The sequence below is a fragment of the Bifidobacterium asteroides genome (genome assembly GCF_048001765.1).
GTDB classification, from domain to species: domain Bacteria; phylum Actinomycetota; class Actinomycetes; order Actinomycetales; family Bifidobacteriaceae; genus Bombiscardovia; species Bombiscardovia asteroides_K.
This window is the reverse complement of the sequence record NZ_CP181447.1, coordinates 1,932,948-1,948,503: the sequence shown is the minus strand read 5'-3', so window position 1 is coordinate 1,948,503 and position 15,556 is coordinate 1,932,948. Positions and strand designations below refer to the sequence as shown.

General features: G+C 60.9%; 10 protein-coding genes. 1 reads left to right on the top strand and 9 read right to left on the bottom strand.

Annotated elements, in window-relative coordinates:
• Nucleotides 1–331: 331 nt before the first annotated feature.
• The 5 genes from ACNAOV_RS08020 to ACNAOV_RS08000 all read right to left on the bottom strand — a co-directional run bounded on the left by ACNAOV_RS08020 (nucleotide 332) and on the right by ACNAOV_RS08000 (nucleotide 12,032).
• Nucleotides 332–5,845 carry an InlB B-repeat-containing protein gene (locus ACNAOV_RS08020; RefSeq protein WP_416517273.1) on the bottom strand — a complete coding sequence of 1,838 codons (5,514 nt, stop codon included), beginning with the start codon at nucleotides 5,843–5,845 and terminating at the stop codon, nucleotides 332–334.
• Nucleotides 5,846–6,163: 318 nt separating this feature from the next.
• Nucleotides 6,164–8,905 (bottom strand): valine--tRNA ligase, encoded by a 2,742-nt coding sequence (gene valS / locus ACNAOV_RS08015; RefSeq protein WP_416517272.1) that lies wholly within the window; start codon nucleotides 8,903–8,905, stop codon nucleotides 6,164–6,166.
• 44 nt (nucleotides 8,906–8,949) lie between these two features.
• Entirely contained in the window at nucleotides 8,950–10,482 is a 1,533-nt protein-coding gene (locus tag ACNAOV_RS08010) for an ABC transporter substrate-binding protein (RefSeq protein WP_416517271.1), read from the bottom strand.
• Nucleotides 10,483–10,492: 10 nt separating this feature from the next.
• The gene (gene nth / locus ACNAOV_RS08005; RefSeq protein WP_198203518.1) at nucleotides 10,493–11,140 is read right to left on the bottom strand and encodes an endonuclease III; all 648 of its coding nucleotides are present in this window, start codon (nucleotides 11,138–11,140) and stop codon (nucleotides 10,493–10,495) included.
• A gap of 61 nt (nucleotides 11,141–11,201) precedes the next feature.
• Nucleotides 11,202–12,032 carry a winged helix-turn-helix transcriptional regulator gene (locus tag ACNAOV_RS08000; RefSeq protein ID WP_416517270.1) on the bottom strand — a complete coding sequence of 277 codons (831 nt, stop codon included), beginning with the start codon at nucleotides 12,030–12,032 and terminating at the stop codon, nucleotides 11,202–11,204.
• Between the two features lie 164 nt (nucleotides 12,033–12,196).
• Between ACNAOV_RS08000 and ACNAOV_RS07995 the strand changes: the two genes are divergently transcribed.
• Nucleotides 12,197–12,859, top strand: coding sequence for a hypothetical protein (locus ACNAOV_RS07995; protein WP_416517269.1), 663 nt, complete (start codon nucleotides 12,197–12,199; stop codon nucleotides 12,857–12,859).
• A 1-nt stretch (nucleotide 12,860) separates the two neighbouring features.
• Here ACNAOV_RS07995 and ACNAOV_RS07990 read toward each other — a convergent pair whose 3' ends face one another.
• The 4 genes from ACNAOV_RS07990 to ACNAOV_RS07975 all read right to left on the bottom strand — a co-directional run bounded on the left by ACNAOV_RS07990 (nucleotide 12,861) and on the right by ACNAOV_RS07975 (nucleotide 15,428).
• Nucleotides 12,861–13,424 carry a manganese efflux pump MntP family protein gene (locus tag ACNAOV_RS07990; protein WP_416517268.1) on the bottom strand — a complete coding sequence of 188 codons (564 nt, stop codon included), beginning with the start codon at nucleotides 13,422–13,424 and terminating at the stop codon, nucleotides 12,861–12,863.
• 267 nt (nucleotides 13,425–13,691) lie between these two features.
• Nucleotides 13,692–14,336: a DUF421 domain-containing protein gene (locus ACNAOV_RS07985; protein ID WP_416517267.1), complete on the bottom strand. Its 645-nt coding sequence runs from the start codon at nucleotides 14,334–14,336 to the stop codon at nucleotides 13,692–13,694.
• 3 nt (nucleotides 14,337–14,339) lie between these two features.
• Nucleotides 14,340–14,786 carry a DUF3290 family protein gene (locus ACNAOV_RS07980; RefSeq protein ID WP_015022498.1) on the bottom strand — a complete coding sequence of 149 codons (447 nt, stop codon included), beginning with the start codon at nucleotides 14,784–14,786 and terminating at the stop codon, nucleotides 14,340–14,342.
• 150 nt (nucleotides 14,787–14,936) lie between these two features.
• Nucleotides 14,937–15,428, bottom strand: a complete 492-nt coding sequence (locus ACNAOV_RS07975) for an inorganic diphosphatase (RefSeq protein WP_416517266.1) — start codon at nucleotides 15,426–15,428, stop codon at nucleotides 14,937–14,939.
• Nucleotides 15,429–15,556: the final 128 nt, after the last annotated feature.

Here is a 15,556-nt window from a genome sequence, read left to right as displayed (position 1 = left end):
TGGTCAATACCGTGAAAACGCCGCGAATAAGCTGTTGCTTCCCCATGAGTTCCTCCTCCAAGGCACAGACCAGCCCAAAATCCCCGATTGGAGCTTAAAATGTGCCGCCTGCGAAACAGGCATTACATTAAATAGTTTAGCAGAGCACCTGCGCTTATATCAATAAGGCGTTAGCTGGCCGTCTGTCACCTCAAAGGGGTAGATAGCGGTCAGGAAGGATCCTGTTTGGCGGATCATCATTATAAAGAGTTTTTCAAGTACGAAGTTACAAGAAAACCTGCTCTTATGGCCGATGGCTCGGGTCAACTCCTATGCCATCGGCCATGAAGTATCAGTGAGTACTGGCTAGAGTCTGATGGGCTGTTTCCATGTAATGTCGCCTCGCTGCCAGGACTGTCACCGTCACGAAAAGTCCTACAAGCAGTATGACGAGCAGACCCTGGCTGCCGGTCAGGGGCAGAATATCCCTGTAGGTAAAAGGCAGGCTCTCGGTCTGAGAGCTGCCTTGGCCTACATTCCAGGTGATGTTGACTGTTGTCCGGCCCGCCTTGAACGCTGGGGTATAGAAGGTCCAGGTATTCCACGATCCCCATGCGTCGGCTGTGCCGCTCCGGGTCAGTTCAAGAACTGCGGCAGTATCCGGATCCGTGCCGACTGTGACCGAGCTGATGGTCAATTGTGGCGGGCAGACCAAGGTGGCTGCCTTGACGGAAGTGCTGTCCAAATTGGTTCCTAGCTGTCTGCTGCTGTTGTCGCCCCAGCCATAGGCCATGTCGTTGGAGTCGATAACCAGGACTTGGCGCTCGCCTGCACTGATCTGTATGGTGCTGCCGTCCTTGCTCACCAGAACGGGGGATGCGCTGATGGATCCCGTGACGGAGACATTGCCCAGGGCGTTTTGACCGTTGTTTCCCCAGGTGTATATCTTCCCTTTGTCGTCGATTCCTGCGCAGAACCACCCTCCGGCGCTGATCTCGGTGGGTTTGAATCCATCGCTGCCTCCGTCGGGATCGGCCACCAGGGTTGGTATTGCGGCATCATTGGTGTCTCCGGTACCCAGTCGCCCGTCGGTATTCGCACCCCAGGCGTAGGCTTTGCCGTCTCTGCCAATGGCCAGGGAGTGCGAGCCTCCCGCGCTGACCTGGGTGGCGAAGAATCCTGTCGATCCGTCCTCGTATTGCATGGGTGACGACACCGACACAGGAGTGGCCTTTGAGACTTTGGCATTGTTGCCCAGTCTGCCGCTGTCGCCGTATCCCCAAGCGTAGGTTTGCCCGCTTATGCCGATGATCAGAGAGTGCTGATATCCCGCGCTGACCTGTCTGACTTGGAACCCAGGGCTGGTGGCGCTTGCGTTGACGGCTACAGGAGCAGGGGCGTTCCCGGTCGTGTTACCGTCGCCTACCTGTCCGCCGTTGCTCCTGTCCCCCCAGGCATAGGCCTGGTGATCCTTGCCGACGGCCAGGGAATGATAGCCTCCTGCGCTTACCTGGGTATAGGCGAAGTCAGTACCTGCACCGGATGGCTTCTTCACTTGGACGGGCGTCGTATTGGTGCCGCCTGCAGCGCCCTTGCCAAGCTGCCCCCTGCCGTTGTCTCCCCAGGCGTATGCATTGCCGTCACTGCCGAGGGCCAACGAGAATCCATATCCTGCGCTTACCTGGGTGTAGGCGAAGTCGGTACCTGCACCGGATGGCTTCTTCACTTGGACGGGCGTTTTGCTGCTGTCCTTGCTACCGTTGCCGAGCTGTCCCGTGCTGTTGTTTCCCCAGGCGTAGGCGTTGCCGTCACTGCCGACAGCCAGGGTATGGTTTTTGCCTGTGCTGACCTGGGCGAAGCGGATGCCGCGCTGCGAGGGCGGAGTGATGGTGACCTGGTATCCGCCAGTAGATGGACTAACGGTTGGGTCGACAGTAGTTGGAGCCGAAGTCGTCCAGTGCGCGACCAGGGTCAACGGGTCCGTGACCGGCTTGCCGAAATCGTAGGCCACATTGGAACTGCCGTCATCCGCTTTGACGAACCACCCGTCAAAGAGGAAGCCCGTCTTGGCCACGGTCTGTCGGGGTACCAATTCGCCTTCCTCGATGTCCTTGCTTGTCCATGCAGCTCCAGTACCTCCTTCAGGGTCAAGCGTTATGCGTTTCTTGGTCCGATCGAAGGTGTAGTCGAATTGCTGTGTCTGCCTTGAGTCTCCGGTATCGTCGGCAATAGTCCATGTGATGGTGAAACTGGAGGGGCCGTACGGGTACGCGGGCGTGACGAAGGTCCAATCCTGGTTTGCATCCCAGGTGTCTGTGCCTGTCCGGGTCAGGTTCGTGGCTGGCTTAGTACTGCTGGCCATGGTGCCGAAGACGACCTTAATCAGGGTGATCTGCGGCGACTGTGTGGTGCCCGGCACTGAGGTCGCTCCGGTTCGTCCGAGTTGTTTGTAGTAGCTGTATCCCCAGGTGTAGAGCAATCCGTCAGACCCGATGGCCGTCTGGTGATGGCTGGAGGTGGACACTGCGTAAGCCTTTATTGACTGAGCCAGGGTGATGGCTTTCGGATTGGTCTGCCATGCCGTATTATCGTTCACGCCGTTGCCCAGCTGGCCGTAACCCTCCTTGCCCCAGGTATAGATCCTTCCGCTGTCATCTATGGCTTCCGATCCATCGTCGCCTGCGCTGATGGCGGTGATGTTGACAGCATCGGTTCCGAAACTGATCGCGGTGGATCCTCTCGTACTGACATTGGTATCTGTGGTGGAGCCGATGGCGGTGCCGGAACCCCATCCATAGAGGTCATGATTCGTATCCAGCGCCAGCACGTGCTGGTAGCCCGCGCTGATGGCGATATAGAACCGGGTATCAGGCTGTCCGGTGCCTAGGTCTTGGACACGTGTCGGGGTCGGATTGCCAGCAAGGGTGCCGTTGCCGAGCTGCCCCTTGCTGTTTTCGCCCCAGGTCCAGACATGGCCTTGACTGTCCAGGGCCGTGCCCGAGGTGAATCCTGCGCTGATGGCGGTGATGTCGGACAGCGCCGCGACCTTGGCGGGGGAGGAGTGGCTGACACGGTCTGAGCTGCCGTTGCCGAGCTGTCCCTTGTCGTTGCTGCCCCAGGTGTAGACCGTGCCGTCCGAGGCCAGGGCCATGGCGTATGCCCGTCCTGCGCTGATGGCGGTGATTTTGGCATTGTCTGTCTGCGCTTTTACTGGTTCGTTGGAATTATCGGTGGTGCCGTTGCCGAGCTGTCCCTTGCCGTTGCTGCCCCAGGTGTAGACCGTGCCGTCCGAGGCCAAGGCCATGGAATAAGCATCCCCGGCGCTGACGGCTATGAAGATTTTTCCTTTTATGGCTTCATTTTCGGTGATCCGTACTGGTGTGGCCGACGTGCCTGAGTCTTTGCTGTTCCCCAGTCCTCCGCTGGCCTGATTTCCCCAGGCGTAGACGTGTCCGTCAGAACCCACAGCCAGGGTGTGGTAGCGCCCGGCGCTGGCCTGGGCAAACCTCACTGCTCTGGGTTTGGGGGGAGTCAGGGTGATTTTGGAGCCCCCGGTGTCGTCGCCATGGAGGGCATCCGAGGTCTTCCATTTCATATCTGACGAAGACCAATGCGCTTTCAGATTCAGTGGCTCGGTGACAGGACTGCTGAAGTCGTAGGCCACATTGGAACTGCCGTCTGCCTCCTTGATGAACCAGCCGTCGAACAGGAAGCCTGCCTTGGTGACGGTGGGAGGCGAGGCCTGCTTGCCTGCGGTGACGGACTGGTCCGGGGTCGATGAACCCCCGTCCGAATCAAAGGTGATCTTCTGGGCAGTGGGTGCGAATGTATAGTTGCCAATGCTTTGCCCCTGTTGTGCAGCACCGCCAATGGACCATTGACCGTCGTTGATCCTGATCTTGGTGGTTCCGTAAGTGTGGTGCGGGGTAGTGACCGTCCATGGGGTATTTGAACTCCAGGTGTCGTCGCCTGCTGTAGTTCGGTTAATCGGGCTGTTGGTGTCGGTCTTGGCTACATCCGTCCTACCGAAGGTTACCTTGGCCAGGTCTATCTGGGGTGGGCCGACCGCTGCAGGCTTGGTCTGCGAACCGCTTTGAGGTCCCTTGCTGCCTTGTCCCAGCTTGCCGTTTTTCGCTTCCCCCCAGCTGTAGGGGAGCCCGTCCGATCCGATGGCCAAGCTGTGCCGGCAGACATCGAATGCGGCGACTGTGACGCCTGTCAGGCTCACCTTGGTCATTTTTGATTTAGGAATTGTGGTTCCGTCGCCCAGCTGACCGCTGGAATTGCTGCCGAACATGTACAGACTGCCCGCAGAGTCGACCACCGCAGAGGAGTAGTCCCCGGCGCTGACTGAAACAGGCGTCGCCGCTCCCGGGAGCAGGCTTAACAGACTGGGGTAGAAGGAGTGAACGCTGTCGGTATTGGCGTCCTTGCCCTTGGTCAGGGGATAACCCCAGTAGTACACCTTGCCTGTATTGCTCAGTGCCAGGACGTGCAGGTACCCTGCATCGATGTCGGTGTAGACAGTGCTGTCTGGGTTGCCGGTCGAGTCGCCGTAAATGCGCGTTGGTTTGTAGACATTGGAACCGCTGCTGGTGTCGTCCATGGTGCCGATGCTAAGCTGGCCGCCCTGGTTGCGTCCCCAGGCGTAGGCATGTCCTTGGCTGTCCAGCGCCGTTTGAAAATCGTATCCGGCACTGATGGTGGTGAAGGTGACGCCGGATGAAGAGACCGCTGCTGGTGAAGAGTTGACGTTGACGCCCGTGTGCCCGTTGCCGAGCTGGCCGTATTCGTTGTCTCCCCATGTGTAGATCGTCCCGCTGGAGGACAGGGCCATGGCATGCCAGTATCCGGCGCTGATGGCGGTGATGGTGGCGTTGAGATTCGCCTTTACCGGTACTGAAGAATTCGTGGTGGACCCGTTGCCGAGTTCGCCGCGACTGTTGTCGCCCCAGGTGTAGACGGTGCCGTCCGAGGCTAGGGCCATGGAGAATGTGGTTCCCGCGCTGACGGATATGAAGGTCTTTCCCTTGATGGCCTCGTTTTCAGTGATCCGCACCGGCGTGTTTTTGTTGGTTGTGGTGCCGTCGCCAAGCTCGCCCTTGCTGTTGTCGCCCCAGGCATAGACGTGGCCATCCGAGCCTACGGCCAGGGTGTGGTCATGGCCGGCGCTGACCTGTGCGAACCTGACCCCTCTTGGCTTGGGGGGTGTAAGGGTGATAGCAGAGCCGCCGGTGTCGTCGCCGCTGACGTCGGTTGTCGTCCACTGACTATCGTTGACCGATGACCAATGGGCCGTAAGCGACTGCGTGCTGGTGACCGGCTTACCGAAATCATAAGCGACGTTGGAACCTTTGAGGAACCATCCGTCAAACAGGTAGCCTGATTTGTTGACAGCAGGTGGGGATGCCAGATGACCTGAGGTTACTGTCTGGCTCAGGGCAGGCGAGCCGGATACCAGCGAGCCCCCGTCGGGCTCGAAGGTCAGGGTATATGAGGATGAATCCCTGGTCTGCGGTGACTTGGCTCTCGGTGAGGTGTCCCTGAACGGCTTGTCCGCCCTTTTGCTGTTGAACAGTTGGATGGACTTGAACGGCGAGGGATTGTTGGTGACCAGCGGCGATGGTGAGGCAGTCGGAGCAACGGCTCCAGTCTTTGCCTCGCCGCCCGTCCTGAGCAATGGACTCGCACTGTTGTATGGCGTGGGAGAGGGAGCCTCCGGCTCAGCTGCGTCGTTGCTTCCTGTGGTAGGTGCAGGTGTCATGTCGCCGGTGGTTGCGTATGCGCCTGTTGATGCTCCGATCAGCGCCAGCCCAATCATGGCTGTCAACGTCACCAGTCTGCGTATGCCATGAGCATTCCCCATTCGATTCTTCCTCCCCAAGCGTGCCGATTCCCCAGATCGTGGCCCCAAAATCTGCGTCGATGCACACTAAAATAAAGTCCCTCTATGACCTTTACTATAGCATTACACTCTTCGGGCAATTCATAGTGACGTGATCAGGCTCTTGCAGGGCAAATTCGTTGCAAGCGGCATGCTGTTGATTATGGAAGTCGCACTTTTCACATGAGCGACGATGGTTCGATTGACATTGCAGATTACCCTTGTCACCAGTGACACGGATAGAAAACCGGGGCGGTGCCTATGGCTGAACCGCCCCGGTTGTATTGGGAATTATAGAGCCTACTTACGAGGCTTCTTGGCAGGGGGCTCGCCCAGCTGGCTGGCGGTCACCCGGATGCCCGACTCATCCTCGCCGGCTTCCGTTGCTTCAGGCTGGGGGGCCTCCTCGACCAGATCCAAATCTCCGGTGACCCTGCCTGCTTCCGCTATATCGTCCAGGGCGGCCTTGACGGCTTCCAGGCCCTCCGGCGCCACGCTCAAGGAGGCGGAGAGAATGGGTGTCTTCATGGAGACCTTGGCCTCGGACTTGATCCGTCGCAGTGAGGCCAAGGCCATGCCTGCCCAGGCCAAAAGAGCCGGATCCTGACCCTGGGCAGCTGCACGATAGGATTCCGAACGTGGCCAAGAGGACCGGTGAACCGATCCGTCCCCCTGGTGCATCCACTGCCATGCTTCCTCGGTGGCGAAGGGCAGGAAGGGGGCCAAGAGACGGTCGAGGGCGTCCAGGACCAATCCCAGGGTCGTGCGGGCACTGAGCACCTGGGCCTCGTCAGGGGTCCTGCCGGTGGCATCCGCGGTCCCGTAGGCCCGGTTCTTGGCCAGCTCGATGTAGTTGTCGCAGAAGTCCCAGAAGAAGGACTCAGTCACTTCCAGGGCCTTGGAGTGCTCGTAGGATTCCAGGGCCCTGGTGGCCTGGTCGATCACCTGGGCAAGGCCGGCCAGGACCGAGCGATCCAGGGGAACCGTTACGTCGGCAGGGTTCCAGGTGGCCTCCGCTGTCTGGGTGACCTTGTGGTTCTCGTCCTCTCGCCCGATGGCCAGGGCGAATTTGACGGCGTTGAGGAGTTTGACGGCCAGACGGCGGCCGATTTTCATCTGCCCCTCATCGTAGGTGGCGTCCAGGCCCAGCCGGGCGCAGGATGCCCAGTAGCGCACGGCGTCGGCACCATATTTCTTGATGGGCTCGTCCGGCACCACCACATTGCCCTTGGACTTGCTCATCTTCTTATGGTCCGGGTCCAGGATCCACCCCGACAGGGTGGTATCACTCCAGGGGAGGCAGCCGTTTTCCAAGTGGGCGCGGTCCATGGAGCTGAAGAGCCAAGTGCGGATGATGTCCTGGCCCTGGGGACGCAGGTCCATAGGGAAGGTGGCTTTGAAGAGGGCCTGGTCCTGCTCGCCCGGTTCGGCCCAGTGGGTCACGATCTGGGGGGTCAGGGAGCTGGTGGCCCAGGTATCCATGATGTCCTTCTCGGCTGTGAAGCCGCCGGGCTGGTCACGCTGGGATTCCTCGAAGCCCTCGGGCACATCGCTGCTGGGGTCGATGGGGAGCCTGTCCTCGGTCGGGGTGATTGGATGACCGTAGTCGGTCTCCCCGTTCTCCTTGACGGGATACCAGAGGGGGAAGGGGACTCCGAAGAAGCGCTGGCGGGAGATCAGCCAGTCGCCGTTCAGTCCTTCGACCCAGTTGTTGTAGCGCACCCGCATGAAGTCCGGGTGGAAGTTGAGTTCCTTGCCGCGCTCCAGCAGCTCCTTATTGAGTTTCTGGTCGGTGCCGCCATTGCGCAGGTACCACTGGCGGGAGGTGACGATCTCCAGGGGCTTGTCGCCCTTCTCGTAGAAGTTGGTCATGCGCTTGGTGGGCTTGGGCTCACCGTCCAGGTCGCCGGACTCGCGCAGGGCGTCCACGATGATCTTGCGGGCTGAGAAGGTGGTCTTGCCCTCGGTCTGTTCGAAGATGCGCCGCCCGCCCTCATCGGTGATCCAATCCGGCACGTCCATGATGATTCGTCCGTTGCGCTGGATGATGGACCTGGTGGGCAGGTTCAGATCCCGCCACCACTGCACGTCGGTCACGTCGCCGAAGGTGCAGCACATGGCAATGCCGGCGCCCTTGTCCATCTCTGCGGCGGGGTGGGCCAGAATGGGCACCTCCACCTTGAACAGGGGGGAGTAGACCTTCTGCCCGAAATACTTCTGGTAGCGCTTGTCGTCCGGGTGGGCGATCAGAGCGCCGCAGGCCGCCAGCAGCTCAGGCCTGGTGGTCTCGATGTATATTGGCGTGCCGTCAGCGAACCGGAAGGCCACCCTGTGGTAGAAGCCGTCATACTCGCGCGACTCCAGCTCGGCCTGGGCCACGGCGGTCTGGAAGGTCACGTCCCAGAGCCCCGGGGCCTCCTTCTGGTAGGCCTCGCCCCGGGCCAGATTCCGAAGGAAAGCCTTCTGCGCCACCCGTCGGGGATGCTCGCCGATGGTGTGGTAGGTCTGCGACCAGTCCACCGACAGGCCCAGCGACCGCCAGAGCTGCTCGAAGAGCTTCTCGTCCTCGGCCGTCAGTTCCTCACATAGTTCGATGAAGTTCTGGCGGGAAACGGGCACCTGATCCTTGGCGCTGATCTTCTTGCCCTTGGTCCCGTGGAAGGGGGGCTTGAAGTCCGGATCGTACTTGAGCGAGGTATCCACACGGACCCCGTAATAGTTCTGGACCCGCCGCTCGGTGGGCAGCCCGTTGTCGTCCCAGCCCATGGGGTAGAAGACATCGTAGCCTTGCATCCGCTTGAACCGGGCGATCACGTCGGTATGGGTGTATGAGAAGACATGTCCCACATGCAAATGCCCGGAGACCGTGGGCGGCGGGGTGTCGATGGAGTAGACGCCGGAGCGCTCGCGGGTGTTGCGGAAGCGGTAGACGCCGGACTCATCCCAGTCGCGGCACCACTTTTCCTCCAGGCCATCCACGCCCACCCTGTCGGGCAGGGGGGTCAGATGGGCATTGACGATTCCTTGGTGTTCAGCAGACATACCAGCATTTTATGGACGAACAGTGACAAGGGGCACCGGCCTTTTCACCTCTGGATGCGCAGGTTCCACAGGGGCAGGTAGCGGTCCAGCAGAGAGCTGGGCATGCCCTGGAGGCGGGGGGCGGTGAGGACCAGGGGCGTGCGCTGATACAGCCAGTCGCTGGGGGAGAGGTCGCTGACCTGTCGGGCAAAGGCCTTCAGTCGCTCGGCATAGGTGTTTTGGTCGGTGCAGTCCGTCACCTGCTTCCAGGAGTTCTGGACATCGATGTTGTCGAAGAGCATGGTGGAGTCGGGGTCGGCGAAGCGGTCGATTTCATCATTGTCCATGACCATCAGGGCCATGTCGTAGTCGCGGCGGTTGAGTACCTGGTCACGGAAGGTGGGCTGATCCACCATGGAGACCTGGGTGGGGATGCCTGCTGCCTTGAGCTGTGTGCGCATCAGCTCGCCCACCTGGCTGCCGAATTCGCTGGGATAGACCAGACGCAGTCCGTTCTTAAAGAAGGAGGGGCGGTAGTAGGAGGACCGATGAATCGCCTGGGCCCGGTCGAAGGGGAAGGCCTGAAGAGCCGGATCGTAGCCAGGGCTCAGCTGGTTGAGCGGTCCGCCCAGCGCCTTGGCTCCGCCTCCCTCCAGTTTGGCAATGGCTTCCCGGTCCAGGGCGTAGCGGACGGCCTCACGCATATGCTGGTCTGACAGCGGGCTGGTTGCTATGTTGTTGAAGGCCAGGACCACATTGTCTGTACTGGGCGTGGCGGTCGGCTTCTTGTGGGCCTGTGCGGCGGTGGCAGGATCCATGTCCACTACGGCGTCCAGGCGTCCCTGGTCCAGATCCTTGACGGTCTCTTGCGGACTGCCGGTATAGGTGAATATCACCTTGCCGATGGCGGCCTTGTCCGGGCCTCGGTAGGATTTGTTGGCAGTCAGGGTCAGGCTGGTGCCCGGCTGCCAGTCATCCACCTGGTAGGGGCCTGAGCCGGCTGATCGAGTGGAATAGTTTACCCGGGCCTGGCGGTCGTAGACTATGCCCGCCCGACCGCTCAGGGCGGTCAGCAGTCTGGCGTTCGGGCTCTTCAGACCGATCACCAGTGTGGCATCATCGGGGTTGGTGACCCTGGCCAGTCCGTCCAAGTCCCGATGGCCCTGGTACTGGTGGTCGATGATCTGGTGCAGGGACCAGAGGGCATCCTCCGAGGTCAGGCGGCGCCCGTCGGCAAAGCGGGCGTCATTGCGAAGATGAAAGGTATAGAGCAGGCCGTTAGCGGAGACCTCCCAGTTCTGGGCCAGGCCGGGCGTCGGCCGACCTTTGGCGTCGGGCCTGGTCAGGGTCTGGTAGACGTTGCCCATCAGGGCCTGGTCGGTGGCGTGTCCTGGTTCGGTGCGGATGTCCAGGGAAATGGGGGCCTGGCGCGCCCGGATGCGTACGATTCGGCCTGAACCCTCCTGGGCCCAGGGCAGCCGCCAGCCTCCTTGGCCTGTCACCAGGGGCCAGGCCATGTAGGTGCCCGCGGTCAGGACCGCCAGTACCAGGAAAAAGATGATTCCGGATCTGATTTGTTTGTGTCTGCCGCGTGCCATGGTTTTGATTCTACCGAGAGGCTGGTCCGGCCAGGAGTTCGGCGCTGGGACATGTTTCAGCCAAGGGGCAGTGGAGGCAGTCGGGCTTGCGGGCGTGGCAGGTGGCCCGGCCGTGCAGAATCAGCCTGTGCGATAGATTGGTCCAGTCCTCGGGCGGGAAGCAGTCGCAAATTTCATGCTCGATCTTCACAGGATCGGGGTGGGCGCTGCGCCAGTCAGTCCGCCAGCGCAGACGACCGGTGACACGGGTGACGTGGGTGTCCACCGGGAATCCGGGGATGTTGAATGCATTGCCCAGGACCACGTTGGCGGTCTTGCGTCCCACGCCGGGTAGGCTGGTCAGCTCCTCCATGGTCTGGGGGACCTCGCCCCCGTAGTCTTCGGTCAGCATCAGGGAGAGCCCCAAGAGGTGTCGGGCCTTGGCATGATAGAAGCCCACCGGGTGGATGATGGCCTCCAGTTCGGCCGGCTGAGCCTGGGCCATGGTTGCAGGGTCGGGGTAGCGCTCGAAGAGTTCGGGGGTCACTGAGTTGACCCTCTTGTCAGTGGTCTGGGCGCTCAGGACCGTGGCAACTAGCAGTTCGAAGGGGTTGCGGAAGTGCAGGGCGCAGACCGCCTCGGGAAAGACCTGGCAGAGTATGCGGTACTCCTCGTGCATGCGGGCCAGGCGCCGGGCCTTGCTTTCCCTGCCCTGGGGGCGCTTTCGATTTGATGATGCATCAGTCACTTTGATTGGTTTTCTTCTTCTTGGAATCCTGGGGTTGTTCGGGTTGGCTGTCCTTTTGCGCGGCTGGGTCTGGATTGGTCCCGGCATCCGACTCCGGTTTAGGCGCTGAGGTCGTCCTTGCCGAGGAGGGCGGGTCGAACCTGTAGCCAACGTTGCGGACCGTGCCGATCAGGTGCTCGTACTCGCTGCCCAGCTTGGCCCTGAGCCGCCGCACGTGCACATCCACCGTCCTGGTGCCGCCGTAGTAGTCATAGCCCCAGACCTCCTGGAGGAGCTGGGCTCTGGTGAAGACCCTGCCGGGATGCTGAACCAGATATTTGAGCAGCTCGAACTCCTTGTAGGCCAGGTTGATGGGACGGCCGTGGATTCGGGCCGTGTAGCTCTCGGTGTCCACGACCAGATCGCCCGAGCGGACCTGACCGGTGGGTACCTGATCTTCCACCTCTTCCGGCTGGACATCCGGCTTGCGTGTCGGTGTCACACGCTGGCAGACCAGCCGCAGTCGGGCCTCGACCTCGGCGGGGGATGCGGACTGAATGATCACATCGGCCACGCCCCAGCCGGCATTGACCACGGTGAAACCGCCCTCGCTCAGAATCAGGATGATGGGCGTGGACAGGCCCGATGCCCGGGTCAGGTTGCAGAGGGTCTTGGCCTCGGCCAGGTCGTCGCTGGCGTCAATCAGCAGCACGGTGTCCTCGGGCATTCTTACCAGGGAGGCGGCATCCAGGGGCAGGACGCGCACTCGATGGGAGAGCAGGGCCAAGGCTGGCAGAACCGATGCCGGGTCCTCGGCGCAGGTCATCAAGGTCAGATCCGTCACGGCGGTACCTTCTTCCCTGTCCGTTCGTCCATAGCGGGGGTGGATTCCTTGAACAGTCGTCATCATTGTACAATCGGGCCGTCACCAGGGCTCTGAGTTCACAGGTTGGCCTTGCCCTAGGATGGTGACGTATGGCTCCCCGACGGGGACAGGCAGGAGGACCCATGGCGCAGACCTCAAACGAAACCCGGGATGGACGCGTGCCCGCCCTGACGCAGCTGCTGGCCCTGGCGGCCCTGATTCTGCCGGGCGTGGCGGCGGGTTTGCTGGTCGAGCCCCGGGTCGCTCGATGGGTGCAGGCCGTTCTGGTCCTGGTGCTGGCATTGGCCATGCTGGTCTCTTGGCCTCTGGTGGGCCGGGGCATCCGACCCGGTCCTGACCGAGCTGTGTCTGGTTTGCTGGTCTTGGTCGCTCTGGTGCCGTCCCTGGTCGTGCAGGGGCCTGGTGCCCTCTGGGCCTGGCTGTCGACTGCGGCATTCCTGCTGGCCCTCCTGGCCGTGTTTATGTTCGTTCGTCAGATGTTGCGTCGGGACCGGCGGATGGTTATCCGAGGCATTTCTGCAACGGCCATGGGCGGTGTGACCGCTGTCGCCGCCTCGGGGTGGGTCTTTCTGCCGGAGCTGGTCAGAAGCCTGCATCCTGACCTGATGCCGATTCTGGTGGTGCTTGTGGCCTTGCTGCTGCTGGGTGGGCTCATGACCTCCGGTTATCGCTGGACTCAAGAGGCAGCTGATCGGCGTGGGGCCGTTGGCCTGGCGCTGATGTCGGTTCTTCTGGCCGGCTCCATCGTGGTTCTGGCCGTTATGGTCTTGCAGACGACGTTCTGAGTCAGGCATTCATCAGGTGATCCAGAAGGATCTGGATGCCCAGGACAATCAGAATGATGCCGCCAGCGATTCTGGCAGGTTTGCGCCAGCGGGACCCGACCGCGTATCCGATGCGCAGCCCCAGAATGGAGGCCGCAGCCGTCACCAGCCCGATGACCAATGCGGATAGCCAGATGTTGATTCCCAACAAGGCAAGGCCTGCGCCGACGCCGAATGAGTCGATGCTGGTGGCGATGGCTGCAGGGAGCATCTGTCGCCAGGAAAAGCTTTCCTCGCCCTTCGCTCCTTCTTCCTCGCCATAGACGCTCTCGCGAATCATATTGACCCCGATGGCTGCAAGTATGGCGAAGATGATCCAGTGATCCACGGCCGCTAGGGAGTCCTGCAACATGGAGGCGGCGAAGTATCCCAGCAGGGGCAGCAGAGTCTGGAACCCGCCGAACCAAAGTCCGACCAGCCAATGATGTCGGGCTCGCAGTCGGTCCACGGACAGTCCCTTGCTGATGGAGACGGCAAAAGCGTCAGAAGATACACCTAAAGCGATAAACAGCAATTTCAAAAACACGGCATTCCTTGAAAGGGTTCATCCCCGGTGGGATGGGCCTCGACCAGGTCTCCTCAAACCCGCCTACGCCTCGGGAGCGTCGAGCGCGGAACTGCCGATTGGAGTCGGCTTTGAATTCGTCGAATGCCGTTCACATGCTACGCCATAACAATATGGACATAGATTTTACCTGTCAGCGCTGGAACAATCAAGCATGACATGAGGCCGGGCGGCCCTGCCCAATGGGCCATGGTCGCCGTCAGGCTGTCTCCTGATGCGTGGATGGAGCTATTGGTCCTGGTAGGTGACGGCGTAGAACTCACCGTTCTGGTATCGGGCCATGTACACATCACTGACCTTGTGTATGCCCTGCTTGGCCAGCTGCTCGTCGAGCCAGTCCTCGTCCCGTCCCATGGTGTCAAGAACGTCGGGATTGACCCGCCCGTCCATGACCACCGGATAGCGCACGTCCTTGTCACCCTCGGAGATGATGGTCAGGCTGCCGTTCTGCTCGACGATGCCCCGCTTGACGTCGCGGATGTCGTTGATGCCCTTGGTGCGCAGCTTGAAGTCCACCTCCTTGGCGGTCAGGTTGACCTTGAGGCAGTTCTGGACCAGCAGTTTGCCGTTCTTGATGATGGTGACCGGTTCACCGTCGATGTACTTGCCCACTGCATGGATGTGGGTCTTGGCGTACCGGGTGATGAGAATCAGCGCCGCCCATATCAGCAGGATGACAATGTACTGGGCCATTGAGATGCTGTCGCTGTAGATGACGCCGCCGATGATGCCGCCCAAAACATAGTTCTGCAGCTGGTCCATGGGCGAGGTGGGCGCCAGGTTCCCCTTGCCGGTCACATTGATGAGCAGGGTGATGAAGAGCAGCCCGACGATCAGCTTCAGGGCCACGTTGACGTAGAAATTGATATCCATGGGTCACTCTCCGATCACGGTGATGTCTGGGTGGTACAGGTCGGCGCGTTGCAGCAGGAACTCGGAGCCGGAGCTGTTGAATACCAAGGTGTAGTAGCCCTTGGGAGTCTTGATGATCATGTCGTTGTTGCGCGAGGTGTCGTTGATGCTGATCTGTTCAGGGTTGACCTTGAGCTTGGCGGCGGACTTGTCGATGACCGTGGTCAGCTGTCCGCTCTGCAGGCTGGCCGTGCGCAGATTGGTGTAGTCGCTGTACTGGATGGCCGCAGCCAAGAGGAGCAGGGTGGCCAGGATGATGGACAGATCCTTGTACTTGTGGTTCCAGCGATGGCGGGAGTACATGAACAGGAAGAAGAGGAAGGCCAGGGCCAGAACGACGACCACGATGATCCTGATCATGGTCCAGTTGGTCTGCCCGCCCTTGAGGTATTGGTACGTATAGAAAGTCATAGCCGCTCCTGCCCTTGCGCGCACACCCGCAATTCGCAATCGTAGACGGCCAGACGCAATTTGGGAGGATTTGGGCATGCAAAACCCCGGTTTGGGCGCTCGGTTGGGCCCTTGCCGGGGTGGTTATGACTGCTGACCAGTCTTGAGTGGTCAGTGCTGGGCGGCCAGGCGCTCGCGTGCAGCCCTGATCTGGGTCTCGGCGGCCTCGGCGTTGGTCCAGTAGTCGCCGGGCATGACCTCCTTGCCCGGTTCCAGAGCCTTGTACTGCTCGAAGAAGTGCTTGATCTCCTGCTTGTGGAAATCGGAGACATCGTCGATGTCCTTGATGGCGTCGAAGCGGACGTCGGCGGGCACACAGAGGACCTTGTCATCCCCGCCGGCCTCGTCGACCATGTGGTAGAGGCCTACGGCGCGGCATTCAATGATGCAGCCCGGGAAGACCGAGTCGGGAATCATGACCAGGGCATCCAAGGGATCCCCGTCCTCGCCCAGGGTGCCGTCGATGTACCCGTAGTCATCGGGGTAGCCCATGGAGGTGAAGAGGGTGCGGTCCAGCCTGATATGGCCGCTGTCGTGGTCCATCTCGTACTTGTTGCGGGAGCCCCGGGGGATCTCGACCAACACGTCGAATGTCTCTGCCATTGTCCTGTCTCCTTTTCGGTCTGGACGGCATAGGTATGTCTCATACACAGCATAACCGTCCCGCGGCACATTCGACCACAGTCTCCCGCTCACGCACCTATATGCCCAGCGGCCGCTCATACTCAAGG